This window comes from Vibrio sp. PBL-C16, assembly GCF_034321865.1.
Lineage (GTDB): Bacteria > Pseudomonadota > Gammaproteobacteria > Enterobacterales > Vibrionaceae > Vibrio > Vibrio alginolyticus.
In genome coordinates this window covers 262555-278971 of record NZ_JAXLNY010000002.1, presented here as the reverse complement: position 1 = coordinate 278971, position 16417 = coordinate 262555, and the positions used below count along the sequence as shown (strand labels likewise).

14 protein-coding genes and 1 pseudogene are annotated in these 16417 nt (G+C 44.2%); all 15 read right to left on the bottom strand.

From position 1 onward, the window contains the following. Positions 1–62: 62 nt before the first annotated feature. Positions 63–296 (bottom strand): annotated as a pseudogene (locus UQW94_RS09500) (pilus assembly FimT family protein). Positions 297–364: 68 nt separating this feature from the next. Then, a complete protein-coding gene (locus UQW94_RS09495) occupies positions 365–838 on the bottom strand; it encodes a type II secretion system protein (protein WP_115386317.1) in 474 nt (157 codons plus the stop codon). 291 nt (positions 839–1129) lie between these two features. Next, entirely contained in the window at positions 1130–1591 is a 462-nt protein-coding gene (locus UQW94_RS09490) for a hypothetical protein (protein WP_031781206.1), read from the bottom strand. A 3-nt stretch (positions 1592–1594) separates the two neighbouring features. Continuing rightward, positions 1595–2818, bottom strand: coding sequence for a type II secretion system F family protein (locus UQW94_RS09485; RefSeq protein WP_005381186.1), 1224 nt, complete (start codon positions 2816–2818; stop codon positions 1595–1597). Positions 2819–2826: 8 nt separating this feature from the next. Next, positions 2827–4551, bottom strand: coding sequence for a GspE/PulE family protein (locus tag UQW94_RS09480; RefSeq protein ID WP_005381188.1), 1725 nt, complete (start codon positions 4549–4551; stop codon positions 2827–2829). Then, positions 4548–5642, bottom strand: a complete 1095-nt coding sequence (locus UQW94_RS09475; RefSeq protein ID WP_213874924.1) for a tetratricopeptide repeat protein — start codon at positions 5640–5642, stop codon at positions 4548–4550. Before UQW94_RS09475 ends, UQW94_RS09480 begins: the two co-directional genes overlap by 4 nt. Next, a complete protein-coding gene (locus tag UQW94_RS09470; RefSeq protein WP_322142210.1) occupies positions 5639–6484 on the bottom strand; it encodes an ExeA family protein in 846 nt (281 codons plus the stop codon). The genes UQW94_RS09475 and UQW94_RS09470 overlap by 4 nt, the downstream gene beginning before the upstream one ends. A gap of 44 nt (positions 6485–6528) precedes the next feature. After that, positions 6529–8169, bottom strand: coding sequence for a pilus (MSHA type) biogenesis protein MshL (mshL, locus tag UQW94_RS09465; RefSeq protein ID WP_054575326.1), 1641 nt, complete (start codon positions 8167–8169; stop codon positions 6529–6531). Between the two features lie 20 nt (positions 8170–8189). Continuing rightward, entirely contained in the window at positions 8190–8522 is a 333-nt protein-coding gene (locus tag UQW94_RS09460) for an MSHA biogenesis protein MshK (protein ID WP_213874923.1), read from the bottom strand. Beyond that, a complete protein-coding gene (gspM, locus tag UQW94_RS09455; RefSeq protein ID WP_005381197.1) occupies positions 8515–9165 on the bottom strand; it encodes a type II secretion system protein GspM in 651 nt (216 codons plus the stop codon). Before gspM ends, UQW94_RS09460 begins: the two co-directional genes overlap by 8 nt. Beyond that, complete coding sequence (locus UQW94_RS09450) at positions 9162–10607, bottom strand: MSHA biogenesis protein MshI (protein ID WP_167415479.1); 1446 nt, start codon at positions 10605–10607, stop codon at positions 9162–9164. Before UQW94_RS09450 ends, gspM begins: the two co-directional genes overlap by 4 nt. Before the next feature lie 11 nt (positions 10608–10618). Continuing rightward, positions 10619–12628: an RNase E specificity factor CsrD gene (gene csrD, locus UQW94_RS09445; RefSeq protein WP_171346111.1), complete on the bottom strand. Its 2010-nt coding sequence runs from the start codon at positions 12626–12628 to the stop codon at positions 10619–10621. A gap of 505 nt (positions 12629–13133) precedes the next feature. Continuing rightward, positions 13134–15305 carry an ATP-dependent DNA helicase gene (locus UQW94_RS09440; protein WP_322142209.1) on the bottom strand — a complete coding sequence of 724 codons (2172 nt, stop codon included), beginning with the start codon at positions 15303–15305 and terminating at the stop codon, positions 13134–13136. Next, a complete protein-coding gene (locus UQW94_RS09435) occupies positions 15302–15754 on the bottom strand; it encodes a hypothetical protein (protein WP_042763352.1) in 453 nt (150 codons plus the stop codon). The genes UQW94_RS09440 and UQW94_RS09435 overlap by 4 nt, the downstream gene beginning before the upstream one ends. A 63-nt stretch (positions 15755–15817) precedes the next feature. Beyond that, a complete protein-coding gene (locus UQW94_RS09430) occupies positions 15818–16399 on the bottom strand; it encodes a recombinase family protein (RefSeq protein WP_089518593.1) in 582 nt (193 codons plus the stop codon). Between the last annotated feature and the right edge of the window lie 18 nt (positions 16400–16417).

The window sequence follows — 16417 nt, the reverse complement described above, 5'->3', positions numbered from 1 at the left end:
ATTAATGATAGGTTTATAATTTTTCGATTCGAAATGTGAACAGACGAACAAATGACCAATATCTAGTTATTTTGCCCTTTTGAACGGCCAATCTCTTCTTCTATTCGATTCTTAAGTTTCTTTATTGCTCAGCGTCTCAGAAACATGCTCTGCGGTCTGCTTAGTTTTCTCCCACTTCGCTTCGTAAGTTTCTGGCTCAAAGCTGATAAATCTTGGTAATACCACATAACCGACACACCTAAGATCATCAGCACAACTACAAACTCTATTGCACTAAGACCCGATGATTTACGCATATGAACTATTCCGAAATTCACCAAAGTAGAGAGATAAAGGCCAGACTAGCTGGCCTTTTATCAATGTATTACTTAGTACATACTGCAGAACTAGCAACAATCTCAGTTTTCGCTGGAGTGTTATCACCTGTAGCAGCAGTGTATCTAACACAGCTCTTACTGTAGCCTTTAATGCCGTATACCATGTTTGCAGGATCTTTATCGCTATTGTCTGCAATAAGCTCCCAGTCTCCAGAATCAATACCATCGACCGCTAGCTTAAGAGCCTCTGTAGTTGCTTCAGGGTAACCATAATCCAGCTGTAAAGTTGAGCCAGCAACACTAATCGCTCCATTTTCACCAGTTTCTTGGCTCTTGATTGCTGCCTTACCATATACAATGCCTGAAGCCCCATCAATCGCGCCTTTCAGACCTTGAAGTGCAGAAGCTCGAGCATCATCTTGTAGGTTAAGGAAACGTGGTGCTGCAGTTACCGCTAGAATACCTAGGATTACAATTACCACTACCAATTCGATAAGGGTGAAACCACCTTGTCTTTTCATTGTTTACTCTCTCTATGTAAGCATGCAGTACAACTGCAAAGTTTCGTTTAGGTCACGCGACCATTTTGGATATTGTCAAAACGGTTTGGGGCAGCAACGTTCACTAAAACTGACCGTGAAGTGGATACTGTATCTACCGCTTGAGCAGAATGACGATTCGCCATTATTCAGTTCATGCTGCAATGAGAAAAACACATTATTGTTTACCCACTATTACAGCCTGTTACTTATGGTAATGATTGCATTATACCGACTTTCATTACCAATTATAGTGCTTAGGTGTCAAAAAATTCACTCCGCCGACATTTCGACGTCTATTTTCAGTTGATTAGCAGTTGAGATAACTACAATCGACTGACCATTTTCATAAGTGTAGTGACAGACATAACGATCAGTTTTGATGGCTCCACTGATATCTATTAACTTGTTGGTCATTATTTTACGTTGGGGGTAATGCACCGCTAGCCAATAACCACAATCTAATACACCTTGCTGAGTAAAGGGAGACACTAACCCGTCCTCAGTCATAGTAAGGTTAAAACCATCCATCAGCATATGTTCTGGCTCGCCTTGTACTAGCCAAGCTTGACGATAACGCTGAACACTGTCTTGCATCCAAACTCTCGCTAACTTCGCTCCAGTTACTTGTGCTTGCTCGGTAACAGGACGTAATTTGACCGCCAAACCCACCGCCATAATCGTAGCAATAACCCCAAACACAATAAGCGTTGCTCGGCTTTGATTTTCAACCACCTATTAGCCGCCTTTGATGATGTCGAGCATTCCCCACATTGGTAAGAAGATACCCAATGCCAGCACCATGACCATGCCTGCGACAATCACCAAAAGTAATGGTTCTATTCTTGCGGTCAGCGTTTTTAGATCGTAATCGACTTCTCGATCGTAAAAGTCCGACACCTCCAGCAGCAACTCATCAATACGACCAGTTTCTTCACCTACTGCAATCATCTGAATCACCAATGGGGTGAATATTTTACTGTTGATGGCCGTCACTGAAATGGTGCTACCCGCTTCAATTGCGGACTTCATCTCAAGAATTCGGTTTTCTAAAAAACGGTTCCCTAAGGCTTCCCCGGCCAAAGCCAAAGACTGGTTAAGTGGCACACCTGATTTCAGCATCAACGAAAAGGTTCTGGCAAAACGAGAAAGCTGCGCACGATTAACGATATCGCCTACAATTGGCAGCCGAAGCCGAAACTTATCGAACTTCTCCCGACCATCAGCCGTCGCCACCCACGCTCTGAACACCGTAAACGCGCCAATCATTGCCACAACCAGCAACACCCAATAATTAACAAAGAAATTAGAAGTCGCGATCAAAATACGCGTCGGCAATGGTAGCTCAACACCAAAGCGCGTGAACATCGATGCAAACTCAGGGATCACCAAGATATTCAATACAAACATGGCGATGGTGATAAAGATAATGACAAACGTTGGATAACGCATCGCCGCTTTAATGCGTTTGCGAGTCTCAAGTTCCTGTTCGTAGTAATTCGCCAGTTGCAATAGCGCTTGGTCAAGCCGACCCGTATTCTCACCGACGTTGATCATAGAAACGAACAGTGGGCTGAATACTTTACTGTGTTGCTGCATCGCAGAAGACAAACCTCGGCCATTACTCAGTTCAGAAACGACATCTTCTAGCGCCTCTTTGAGCTGTTTGTTTTCGCAATTTTGCAACAAGCCACGCATAGAGCGCAGCAAAGGTACGCCAGCTTTAGTCAAACTAAACAACTGACGAGAGAAAAGAATAATTACTTCCAACGGAATAGCAGGCACAAACAGCTTAGACAAGCTCACTTGGCTTTTTGCCGACTCTTTCTCTAAACGTACATTGAGCGGGATGACCCCTTTGTTCATCAATGCTTCCGCCGCAGCTTCTGAGTTCACTGCTTCGATTTTGCCGTTAGTGGATGAGCCGTCTAGCGTGCGGCCTTGATAACGAAAAGTTGGCATTCACTTACCTATATGAAAATGGGATCAGTCTTACCAGAAGCATCACCCTCACCTAGGGTCATCACTTCGTCCAAACTGACGGTGCCTTGTAGCGCCAGTTCCATTGCAGAAGCAAGCAGTGGCTTATAGTTTTCTGAGCGGCGCGCGGCTTGCGCAAAGCCAACCGCATCATTAGCGCGCAATTTATCCATCATCTCTTGCTCAAGTTCGAGCATTTCAAACACACCGATTCGGCCTCGATAACCAGTCAAGTTACAGTTTTGGCAACCTGCGCCTTTATAAAAAATGGTGCTAACTTGATTTGGGAAACGCCCAGCTAACCACTGCTGGCGAGACTCATCTAAGTGATCTTCTGTTTTACAATCTGGGCAAACTCGGCGCACAAGACGCTGCGCCACCACGGCTCTGACCGCACTAGCAACCAAGTAACCCGGCGCCCCCATATCGATCATACGTAACGCACTGTCGACAGCATCGTTGGTATGAAGAGTGCTCAATACTAAGTGACCCGTTAGTGCAGCTCGCAGACCAATTTCTACCGTCTCTTGATCACGCATCTCACCAACAAGAATGATGTCTGGGTCTTGACGTAAAAAGGTTCTAAGAACACGCGAGAAAGTTAGATCGATCTTACTGTTAACCTGTACCTGAGTGATGCGAGGCAGACGATATTCAACCGGGTCCTCTGCTGTAATGATCTTTTTCCCAGGTTCGTTGAGCTCACTCAATGCGCCGTAAAGCGTGGTGGTTTTACCTGAACCTGTCGGCCCGGTAACCAAAATCATGCCGTGCGGACGCGCCAACTGTCGACGTAAGCGAGCAAGCAAGTCTGGCGGCAAGCCCGACTCTTCTAACGGACGCAAACCTGCGGACTGGTTAAGCAGACGCATTACCACAGATTCTCCGTACTGCGTTGGTAACGTCGACATACGAATATCAATTGATTGGCCACGAACTTTGATATTGAATCGGCCATCTTGTGGCAAGCGCTTTTCAGAAATATCTAGGTGTGCCATCAACTTCAGTCGAAGAACCAAAGCCGATGCAATGTTCACTTCATTTAAGAGCGTTTCATGCAATACGCCATCAATACGCTGGCGCAAACGCAACACTTGATCGTCTGGCTCAATATGAATATCCGAAGCTCCAACCTGTACCGCATCTTCAAACATGGAATTAACCAGCTTTACAACGGTAACCTCTTCACTGTCGGCCTCATCAATACCGTAATCAAAGCTTTGTACATCTTTATGCTCTTCATGCAGCTGTTCAGCAAAGGAGGCGATTTCTTTAGTACGGCGGTAATAACGGTCAAAGCTTGAAATAAGCTGACGCTCTGAAGCCACAATGAACTCAAGGTTGTATTGACCTAACAAGTTCATCAATGATTCTTGGATGAACAAGTCCGCAGGGTCACTCATAGCAACGCGCAGTGTGTCCCCATTTCGAGCAACGACCATCGCACGTAAGCGACGTGCGTGTACCTCAGGTAAAATCTGCACGGCTTCGGCATCCACAGGTGCACGACCAAGATCGATCAGTGGCAAACCAAGCTGCTGAGACAAGAAGTCCAACATTTGCTTTTCAGTAATAAAGCCAAGGTCAATTAACGCATCCCCTAACTTCTGCCCGGTACTGCGTTGTGCGTTTAGTGCTTGCTGGATTTGTTCTTCAGAGACGATACCTTCCTCAACCAGAAGATCGCCCAAGCGTTTTCTCAACTGAATTTTCATTGTGCGCTCTCCAACTCTTTCAAGATGCTCAAACGGTCACGGATAAATGCTTGCGATTGATTCGAAATGCCAACTTTACCCAGAGCTTGGTTGTAAGAGTTAATCGCGGCAGTAAAAGCCAGGGCGCGCTCTTGTTGAATAGCCAAACCTAACCACCAGCGCGCGTTTTCCGGCTCACGCTGAGTGAGGAGTTGATAGCTCTCAAGCGCAATGTCATTTTGCTTGTGTTTTTGTGCCAATGCCGCACGCATCGCCAAGTAATCTCGACTTGGTACTGGAGGCAAATGAACAAGCGGGCTCAGCGCCGCTTCAGGTTGATTAGCTTTCACTAACAACTTAGACAAGGCCAAGCGGAGTACTTGGTTGTTCGTATCTAGGTTGATGCCTTCTTGAATAATCTCATATGCTTTACGCGTGTCACCTTTACCAAAGTACAACGCTGATAACTTTTGACGCGTGTCTGCATTCATTGGCTCATAACGCAACGCCTCGGCATAAGCCGATAACGCCGTTTGCATATCGTTAGCATCGAGTGCCTTTTCCGCTCGGCTAACCGCTTTAAGAGATAATTGGCGGTGAGTAAGCTCAACCTGCTCAATGCGCATTGAACTGTTTTCTGATGTTGTGTGGGTTACGTGATCGTATTGCTCCTCGCTCGGCATCGTTGCTAACTGCGCGAGTAAAACTGCCTCTTCAGAGGCGGTATTTATCTCAGATCTTGGCGTGAACCTATCAGTCTCTTGCATGTGAGGCTGTTGCGCTACCGGCTGTGTGGCTGGTTTGGTGTAAACCACTTGAGTTGTATCGGGCGTCATTTTACTCGTTGGCGAGTGAGTGCGCTCCGATGAAACAATTGGTGAGACATTCACAGACGACAATGGCATAGCGTCGGTTTGAAATTGTGATAGCTCGCCTGAAGGGGCAGGACCGCGAGAAACCGCCCAGCTTCCGACCGCAAGGCTTAACGAAAAACCGGCCACAAGCCAAAGCCAAGGTTTACTGCGTGAGACACTTGGAATCTCCGCACGAGTAAGCTCTGACGGCGATGTTTTTTCAGCAAGTTCTGATAATGCTTTATTGATGGCACTCAAGGTTGACTCCATCCCCAAAATACGGGTGTTTTAAACTTAGGTTTACGGGCATCAAACGTATCGTGCATAGCGGCGTAAACGTGATGATTTTTCAATAGTGTGCAACGCTCATTAAATGCAGCAAGCAACGACTTGTGGCTAATTTGGTTTATCAAGCGCGGAATCCCCATGGATGAACGCCAAATCGCTTTTTTCTGTTCAATAGAAAAAATGTGCGCCCCATTGCCTGCTTTATCTAAACGATTATTGATGTAAGCCACGCCTTCATCGATAGAGAGAGGACGTAACTGGCAGCTAAACGTAATGCGTTGACGAAACTGCCTTAGCTCATGGTTAGCCAATCTTTCATCCAACTCAGGTTGTCCGAATAACACCAATTGAATGAGCTTATCTTGTCCCGTTTCTAGGTTGCCAAATAGACGCAATGTTTCTAAAGCTTGTGGGGAAAGAGCTTGCGCTTCATCAACGATCAAGACGGTTTTCTTTCCCAAGGCATGTACTTGAATCAAGTGCTCTTGAATGAGGGAAACGATGCGCAGCGGATCATCGTTCTCGATACCTAACTCTCTGGCGACAACAAACTGCAACTGTTCCCCATTCAACACTGGATTGGGTAAGTAAATAAGCTCAACTTCAGATTCAATCTGCTCGATCAGCTTACGGCATACCATGGTTTTTCCAGTGCCGACTTCTCCCGTCACCTTAATCACCCCTTCTCCCATTTGCACGGCAGCTAGGATGGTTTGGATCGCCTCATAGTGAGGGACTAACCCCAAGAACATTTCGGTATTTGGGGTTAACGAAAAAGGCTGAACTCGGAACCCAAAGTGTGACAAGTACATACTCGAATCACAAACCTATTGAAAAACAGAACCTTTCCCAGCGCTTATTGCGCATCTGGGAACCACTCTTGCAGCAGATCACGAGAGCGCTCTAGCTCTTTCTGCCAAGAGTTCACGCCAACTACGGTCGGTTTTAGCAAGATGACCAATTCTGTTTTCTCAGTTACGTTATTCACGTTGCGGAACAAATGCCCCAGTGCTGGTACATCGCCCAAAAATGGGACTTTAGAAACAAGCTCACGATTTTGCTGTTTCATCAACCCGCCGATAACCACAACATCGCCATCTTTAGCACGAATAACCGAGTCTGATTCACGAATAGAGCTTTTCGCTAATGGCAGTTGGATGTTTTGGAAATCTCCGCCCAAGTTCAATTGCTTCACTTCTTCCGTGACTTCAATAACTGCGGGGTGAACATGCAGGAACACATTGCCTTTGTTATCAATTTGCGGAGTTACATCGAGGGAAATACCCGAGAAGAATGGCGTCAGTTCCACTTCAGGAACTGCATTTGAGTTTTCACCGTTGCCTGCATTGCTCGATAGCTCGGTAACAAAGTACTCATCGGTACCCACTTTGATGACAGATTTTTGGTTGTTGGCAGCGGTAATACGAGGGCTCGAAAGGACGTTCAAGTCACCTTGCGTAGACATGAAGCTCAATACAGCATTGAAGTTACCATCCGAAATAGTCACGTTAGTTTGACCGCCTAATAGCGTGCCAATCGCATCCAATGGTGGTAATGCCGATGCAGGGCGGTTGACTACGATACTACCCGAGTTACCAATTGACGCCGATAAGTTTGACCAGTTGATGCCTTGTTGGTAGCCATCATTCAACGTCACTTCTAGGATTTTAGCTTCAAGAATGACCTGGCGCTGCATGCGCTCCTGCGATACACCTAAGAACTCGCGTACTTCGCGAATATCATCTGGAAATGCTCGAACCGTAATAACTCCCGCTTGTGGCGTTACAACCACACTTTGCCCTTTGCCTGAACCAATTAGATTCGCAACAGCTTGCTGCAGCATCGGCCAGAAATCACTTTCAGTGATGGTTTCAATGCGTGTACCACCCGTAGATGTGGTCGAGCTATCGTTGTTGTTTCCATTGTTAGAGTCTGACGAGTCAGAACTGTCTGAGCTACCACCAGAATTAGACGTACCAGCCGAGGTTACAGAGCCCGTAACAATGCTGGTTAATGAGCGACCAGAACGCTTGAACTGCAGGTAATCGACTGGAATGGTCACCGTACGCATACCTGCTGGGTAGATTTGAATAACTTTGCCAGACTTCACCACGTCATAGCCATACATATTCTGTACGACATTCAGAACTTCATCCAATGTCACATCTGACAAGTTGACGGTGATATTACCTTGTACCGATGGGTGAATCGCCACACTGTACTCTGTGCCTTTAACCAACGAGGCGAAAAAGCTTCTTGCATCAACCGCATTCGCTTGAATACGAAAACGCTTCGAGGTGCCTTGCTCTGATGCAACGTTCGAGTCTAAATTTGGCATCAAGTCTGCCTCAACAGAAGAAGGGATTTCTTCCAATGTGCGGCTGTTCGCTTGATTGATCGATTCATTGAGCGCTTCTTTAACTTCCACTGGATTCCGATGACCCATTGAACATCCCATTAAAGAAGCAATCGCTATTCCTACAACTAATTTGCGCATATCTGATCGGGCTCTGGTTATTATTGTTTTACGTTTAAATCAAAAAGCTCTAGGTCCCACTGACGGTTACCACGCTTTAAAGTTACAAATTCACTATTAATGCTCGCGACGCGATAACCCTTAAATAGCTCGCCTTTTTCGACAAGTTTGTTATCCATAATCGCGATACAATCAGTACTTGGCTTACACACAATACTGTTGAGCTTAGGCAGTCGGTACCGTTTAACTTTTGGTTTCGCTGACATTTCAACCGCTGGCTTTTCCCAACCAAGTGGGGCCGTTGGGTCTTGGTTTGCCCAAGCGGTTTCTGCCGCTGCCATAACAAGCAATGAGATGATGAGTTTGTTAACCACCAATAAACTCCTCTCTAGATCCTAGTGTGTAGACTTCTAACACAAGCTTCGCTTTCGGGTACTCTTCGACTTTATAACTAAAGCTGCGCCAGTAATAACTCGCAGGAAGGCTCTCCAATTTATTCAGATAATTAGCAATAGAAAAATAGTCACCAGTCAGTTCCATACGAACAGGATGCACGTAGTAACCAGAGTATTGCGATGCTTCTTTATCTTCCGTTATTGGCTCAGATGGCAAGGTTTGCAGAGACAAAAGGTGAATGCCACTTTGCTGCTCCAACACATTTTCAAGCAGCTCAGCCATTTGCGAAGGTGTAATAAGATGCTCGATGATCTCCGCTAATTGCATCGAAAGATGCTGACTCTCAGCTAACAGATTAGATATCGCGCGATCAATCTCAGCATTTGGATCTTTCTTAAGTTGCGCCTGAATACGTAGCGTATCGATTTCAATCTTTTGATTTGCTTGCTTTAAATTACTTAGTTGCCTCTCATTACTGATGATCTCGTTAAGCTTTGGCTCCAATACCAGCGTAAAGAGCAACATGATTACGACAACTAAACCGCACAATGCAGTGAGCACTTTTTCACGCGTACTCATTTCGCCAAAGCGCCCTTCTAATGAGAGCCAGAATTCGTTCATTTCTCTTTATCCTCGCGCGTTTTTAGTTCAAACGTCACAATATCCTTATCATTTCGACCTATTTTGACGTCGTCAAACGTTCGGCCAACCAAGCTAATTTCGTTTTTAAATTGGCTAACCCAATTTGGCACTGAGCTCGGTTTTTTCGCTAGTCCCTTCAGGTCTAAGGTATGGGTATTGATTCGAATTTCGGACAAAGAAATTTCTTGGTTTCCTAGCTTCGCTAATGATTGCATCACGCCAGAGTAACCCGTGCGTTGCGAGTCATCGTATTTCCCGACAGCTTTAAGCGAGTCTCGCTTCGCCTTGACTTCACGCTCTAAGCGGGCTTTAGCTGCCAGCTTATTATTGTCAGGTTGATGTTTACGTAGCTTGACTTGATAACGTTCAAGCTCTGACTTCATGATATCGCCTTTACTTTTTACAATAGCAATCTCATCTTCCAAACCGCTGCTCTGCCAGGTGACATAACCGTAAGAAAATAGAATTGCAGCCGCCGCAACGCCCCAAGATAACGCGATATTTTTTAGCGTCAGGAGCTCTTTTTTCGGTTTTAAGTAATCGGGATATAAGTTGACGCGTCGAGTATTTGAAGTAGCCGCAGTGTCAGCCAAAACATGTCCTGATAGCTCATGTTCTGGTGGTAATAACGGTGAAACCTTAGTACTTAAACGGTAGTTCAGAGCCTGAACAAGCTCGCTCTCATCCTCTTCATCACAGCACACTTTCAATTGATGTAATTGCACGTGGCGTAACTGAGATGAAAGATAGTCAATCGAACGTTGCAGTTCTAACGACAGACTGTCCATCTGTAAATCGCTAGACGGAACCCCCGTTAACGGTGGCGTCACACTGCGAATAGAGCGGTGGAACGCAATAGTATTTTCGACAAAAGCGCTTATACGGAAATGACCACGCACACTGCGTTGTAATAATAGGAAGTTTCCTAGTTCACCCGCAGTCTCTCCCCAAATATCGTCTTCAGGAAGAATGGCTTCTAATGGTAACTGGGCTCGACTGGCCAGTAACACAATCTTATCCAATATTTTTCGCGATAAGACGTATGCTTGCACTTTGGTTGAATTCGGTAACTCGACCGCATCGGCAATAATGTCGATAGCACGCTCAGAGATCAGTTCTTTCAACAAAAACGGTAATGCGGCTGGCCATTCTTGACGCGGCATGACCGGTTTGTCGATTTGGTACATCTGGTAATAGTTATGAGAAAGAACAACCGTTAATGAATCATACGCACTCGCTGCAACGCTCAATGCTTGCTCAACGGCTTTTTCCCAATTGGACTCAGAAATATCAAATTGGTATGGACGACTACTTTTGATTGAAGATGATAAATAAACGGCGTCTGGCTGAATAACCAAAAAGCAGGAGCGACCACCACTAGATGATCGCTTAAGCTTGTCGAATAGTGCTTTGAAATCCATGATTATTATCTTTATTTTTTCCGCCAGCGATTTCGTCTTCCCAATTTAACTTGGGATTCTGATTGAGAATTCGGCAACGCTTGGGGACGAGGAAGAAACTGCTGCTCCGCAGAAAAGTAACGCCCTTGCCCACCATAAACCCCGAGCTCAACTAATGTGTTGAGCTCGTTCTGATTCTCAATACCCACTGCTATAATTTTAGTTTTACTGTTTGCCGCCGCACCTAGCATACTGCGGACAAATAGCTGGTTTTCATGTCGTTGGTCGATTTTTGCTACTAAACTACGATGAAGTTTTAGGTAACGAATGTCCACTTCTTTTAAATAGTGAGTGCTGACGATGGTACGCCCAGCCTGCCCAACCATTAAGTGGCACCCCAAACCGGCCAGCATTTTAGCGACTGGTCGCATAAAGTCTAAGTGTCTTACAAATTGTGCTTCAACAAACTCAAAACTGAGACACTTTCTCTGCTCACGTGACAACTGTAAGAGTTCATCACGAAACCATTTAAAGTACTCTCGGTTAGAAAATGGCGTTACATTCAAATTGAGCGCATACGATCTTGAGTTATCAAAATTATCCTTAAACTCTCTTAAGAATTTATTAATAACTGACTTATCCATTTGCGCTTCATAACCAACCTGTCTGATCGCAGAAATGAACCGAGACGCTTTAACAATCCCATTCTCAGGATCGCGAATCCGACATGTTAACTCTTCATATAATGATTTTTTATGCGTCGCGTCACTTATTGGGTGCACAGATTGTGCGTAGAGTATCACACTTTCAGGTGTAAGTGCTGTGTCAAATAACGTTCTCCACCTCACACTTCCGCGAGCTTCTTCATCGTGGTTCCATTTTTTGAAGCGACTCCAATTATTGTTATTTTGTAGTTGCGCACTACGCAAAGCAGTCTCGGCTTCATCAATGATTTGGCTGTGTCGCTCACCTTCTTTATAAGTGGTGATGCCAATATGGCACCAGTTGTCTGGATCAAGTGGCTCTGGCGGCATTAACTTTTCTAACTGGCGAATGCATTGCGAGGCGAGGTTAGCCACATCTTTCGCACTTTGGTGCGGTAGAAAAAGCGCAAAATCAGCATCGTAATAACGGGAAAATACAACATCTGGGTATCGTTGAACTAAATTGGACAATAAACTCCCAACTTCAACAATAAACTCATCCGTAATTTGCTTATCTTGCTCTTCTTCAACCAGTTTCCAGTCTTGAATACGCACTAGCAACACGGCGCCGCGAGCCCCACTTTCTAGTAACGCCGATTCCAACTTGCTATCAAATAACACTCGGTTAGCGGTACCGGTTAGCTTATCAAGGAAGGTTTGAGTTCGAATAAAGGTATCAAATCGGCTTCGCTCTTGACGCGCATCTTGTAACTCTTCGATTAATACATCGAGCGCTTCACTGGCGGTGTAAGGCCATTCTTTTTTGTCACCTTTGGCATACTGCTCTACCCTACCAGCCAGGATCATTCTGCCTCGCTCTTCGAGCATTTCGGAGCCTTCTAATTGTTCCTTAAGCCATGCCACGCCGCGCATTAAGCAGAAGATGATCAATATAACGGCAAGCGTGATCGACCAAAGCGCCTGCATTGAGTAGCTGTAACCTAAGTAAGGGGGAATTGCTTTAAAGTGAATCGTGTAATCTTGATTGTGAGTCAGCTGGTACTCAGCCTCAAACAAGACTGACGCTTCCATTTGATGAGAAGTATCTTTGAAGCGATAAACAACGGCGTTGTTGGTCGACAACGTCATTTCGACAATATTGGAAGCCTGCAGCATTTTCGGCATCCAGCGCTGCATAGAATAAGCGGCGTCAGGATCTTCCATCTCCTTGTCGACCACCTCTACGATCCCTTCTAAATAATGGGTGAGATATTCCTGCCCAAGACGTTTAAAAGAGAGGGTGCCACCGACAAACAAGATAAACATGGCGCAGATAACGATCATGGTGACAAAGGCCACCAGCCGTGTGCTTAACTTAAGAGTTGGGGTATACCTCATGAATACCAAATTCCTTTTTTATTCATCATATACCTTATTGAAATATTTATACTTGATAAGAGTTCATCAAACAATCGGATTAGTCTGATAGTGAGAGGCTGGAGCATAAAGAAAATCACACTCATTGATAAGTTTTATTGTTACGCCTAACCTTGCCAAGAGAAGCCTGTGAAATCATTAGATTGCGACAATAAAAAAGGCCGCGATATTCGCGGCCTTTTCGATTCAAGCATAAGCAGAATTTAAAAGTGTAAAAATAAAAAAAACCCAGCACTTCTGCTGGGTTATAGTAGCTTTCGCTGTAAATTTGCCGCTTTTCTTTACGATTTTAATTTATACGTAATCTAAAACGGTTAACTAAGACAAAAAAACCAAAACAGGGTCAGTAAAATTAAAATATTCATATTAATCATAAACATAGCAGCAATGACCCCGATTGAAAAATCAACCTTTCACGAGCTAAATGTGTAAAAGTATCCGCGTTTTTTACTTAACTCAGCTCGATTTAAGCATTTTTCAACATTTCTGACAAAGCTGTTTTGCGTGTATCCAAAGCACTGCGCTTGTTTATCCCATACTGAAAGTCATACTCCTTACCAAGGATATGTACCTTACTTTCGGCTCGTGTTATGGCTGTATAAAGCCAACTTCGATCAAGCAACAAGCTTCGCTCCAGCAGCACGATTACATTCTCAGCTTGCGAGCCTTGCAACTTATGTAGCGTTAGTGCGTAAGCCAGCTCTATGTATTCGAATAGCTGCCAATCGACCTTTAAAGACCTTTTGCTTCCATCCTCGCCAATATCCTCTAGCTCAATGACACAAGCATACTCTTCGGTTGCTTCAGCGTTTGTTATCACGCCCAAAGTGCCATTTTGAACATCGTATTTATAGTTTGTCAGGGTTATAACTATTGGGTCGCCTTCTCTGAACTCATAGTTTCCTTTAGTGATCGGCATATTTGTTAGATCAAGTAACCGACCATTAGGGTTCACCTCTGCTTGTAACTTGAGGTTAGCATTTCTTACGGTGGCATTCGTCGATGCTACAATCATCGCCCTGTCGTATTGCAAATACACCGACACAGCGTCCTGAAGCAGGTCATCACTTGATTCATGGAACGTAATATCAGACGTCGTTAAAGAAGATGGCTTATTGCCATTGCGTATGTCATTCGAATAAGCAGGAATAGAACTAATAGCGCCTTGTCGCTTAACCACATCTAGTTCGACATGATTGATTACCCCACTCTTAATAACATCATGCAAAATTAACCCTGCATTGATCGGAGGTAACTGATTAGGATCTCCCACGAGTACGATCCTTGACTTGTCGGAGAACAAAGTAACCAAACGCCACATAGTGTAGGCATCTAGCATCGACGCTTCGTCAATCAGTAAAGCACTGTTATCTGGAATACTATCTTTACGTAATAATCGCGCTATCGTCATACAATTAATGCCAATAGACTGCTGAAGGCGTCTAGCTGCTTTTCCGGAAAGCGCTACTGGATAAATACTAAAACCTAATTTTTGATAGGCATCAACGATAAGCTTCGTGGTTGTCGTTTTACCTGTTCCAGCACCTCCAGTGAGAGCAAAAATATGGCTGACTAATGCTGTCCTTACAGCTCTTGCTTGAGCTTCCTCAAGTTTCCAACCTTCAGGGATAGAAGTAGCGAACGCAACCTCTAATTCACTTCGCCAAAGGCTTCCCATCTTGCTGAGTTTGCTGAATCGTTTGGCTATTGTTTTTTCAAAAATATAGTTGCCTGATGCGTAGTATTTGTCATCGTGTTTTACAAAACCGATGATGTCACCTGTTAACTGTTTAGCCCTTTCAATAAGTAACTTGTCGTTATTTAAGTAGGTGCGAATCGTATGTTCTATATCACGCCAAAGTGCAACCGTATGCCCTTTGTCACTCCATAGACGCAAAGATTGTTCAATTATAGCTGCAAGCCTTATTTCATCACTTGGTTCAACTTTGAAGTGCTTTTGTGCGATCTCATCAACCTTGCTAAATCTCATACCCAAAGAGAACAAGCGGTACGGATTCGTTTTCAAAAATCCAATTGCATCCTTACCTGACAATCTAAAAAGTTGACGTTGAATAGGTTCTTCTACCTCCCTCTCAACTAACTGGCTCGCATACTTGAGATTGGCATATTTTCTAAAACCTTGATAAAGCGCATTTACCGTCCCATCACTCCTCAAAACATCCTTGATCGCTTGAAAGTTACTTATTGATTTATCATGTTTATATGGTTCATCTTTTTCGCATTCGAGCATGGTGAAAATGTCACTACGGAATTCAGCCCAGAGTAATTGTGCTTTCACCCTGCCAATACCGACAAACTCTTTCTCAGAGCTTAAAAAGTTAACGAAACCAATACCATTGTCAGGCATCACACACTTAAGTTTGGGTTGCATGAAGCGCCACACGTCCACATAACCACCCACACTAACTGGCTGTTGTCGCACACTATAGTTATTCTCTTTTAATATCTCCCATTGCTGCCCTACTTGCGGCTTCATATTTAGCTGGTTTTGAGTAGTTAGCAATACGATTCGGTGTGCTCCAGCGTTTTGGTTAACAAACACAGCACCTAACTGAACATTATCAGGATGATATTGATATATCTGGGTAATCCGAACCAAGAAAGTACCGTTACTCATTTCCAAAGCCCCATTTCAATGAGAACTTCTTTAAATTCAGATAGCCTAGCGACTTCGGCGGTAAGTTTTGCATTCTCAGCTTGTAACCGAGCATTGAACCGCTTTAAGTCACGAACCTTGATGCTATCTGTTATACCCTCGTCCATATTGTCCTGGAACACTTCCCTGACTTCAGCGCTCTGTTCTTCCAGTGGCAGATTCTCTTTCCGTTTTTGATACACCCCCTCTGTTGCAAGCTCTTTCTTAAGCTCATCGAATAGTTCGAAGAGTTTTTTGTTTCTAGATGCTTTGAATGCAGACGAATCAAAACCAAGCTCATCTGCTATCTTTTTGGGACTTAAAGTATCACCATGCCAGTAATCCAGCCAATTCGGAGGGTTCTTGGCCTTCATTTCATCAACCCACGCAATGAAGAGATTTCTATTTCTTTGTCCTTTCTCTTTGCTCAACTGGTCTTCTCCTAGATTCTATTTGCACCAATTCCCAAATCCCGATATTTCAAATTAAAGACGCTATTTAAACAGACTCTCTTGTTCCAAATCTGGTGCCGCATCTAGATATCTGTTGAGCGTTGGCCTAGAAATATTGAAGTGCTTAGCCACATCAGATTTTTGTACTGAGGGATCTTGTAGCATCAATTTCGCGAGCTTAATTTGCTTATCTGTGAGTTTTTGCTTCCTGCCACCTTTTCTGCCTCGCGCTCTTGCAGCTTTAAGTCCAGCCTTGGTTCTTTCCACGATAATATCTCGCTCAAACTCAGCTATAGCTCCAATCACGTTAAACACTAGCTTCCCTGTAGATGTTGTTGTATCAATGTTTTCGGACAATGATTTAAACTGAACTCCGTTGCTCTTAAACATCTCAAGCAAAGTAATAAGATCTTTAAGACTGCGTCCAAGCCTATCGAGTTTATAAACTACAACTATGTCATCCTGGCGAAGGGAGTCTAGTAATCTAGTAAGTTCAGGGCGATCTTTGGTCTTAGCTGAAGCCTTTTCTATAAAGATTTTTTCACAGCCAGATTTGGTTAGTTCATCAATCTGATAATCACAGTTTTGATCTGTAGTGCTTACTCTCGCATATCCAATTATCATGAAACATTCGCATACGTT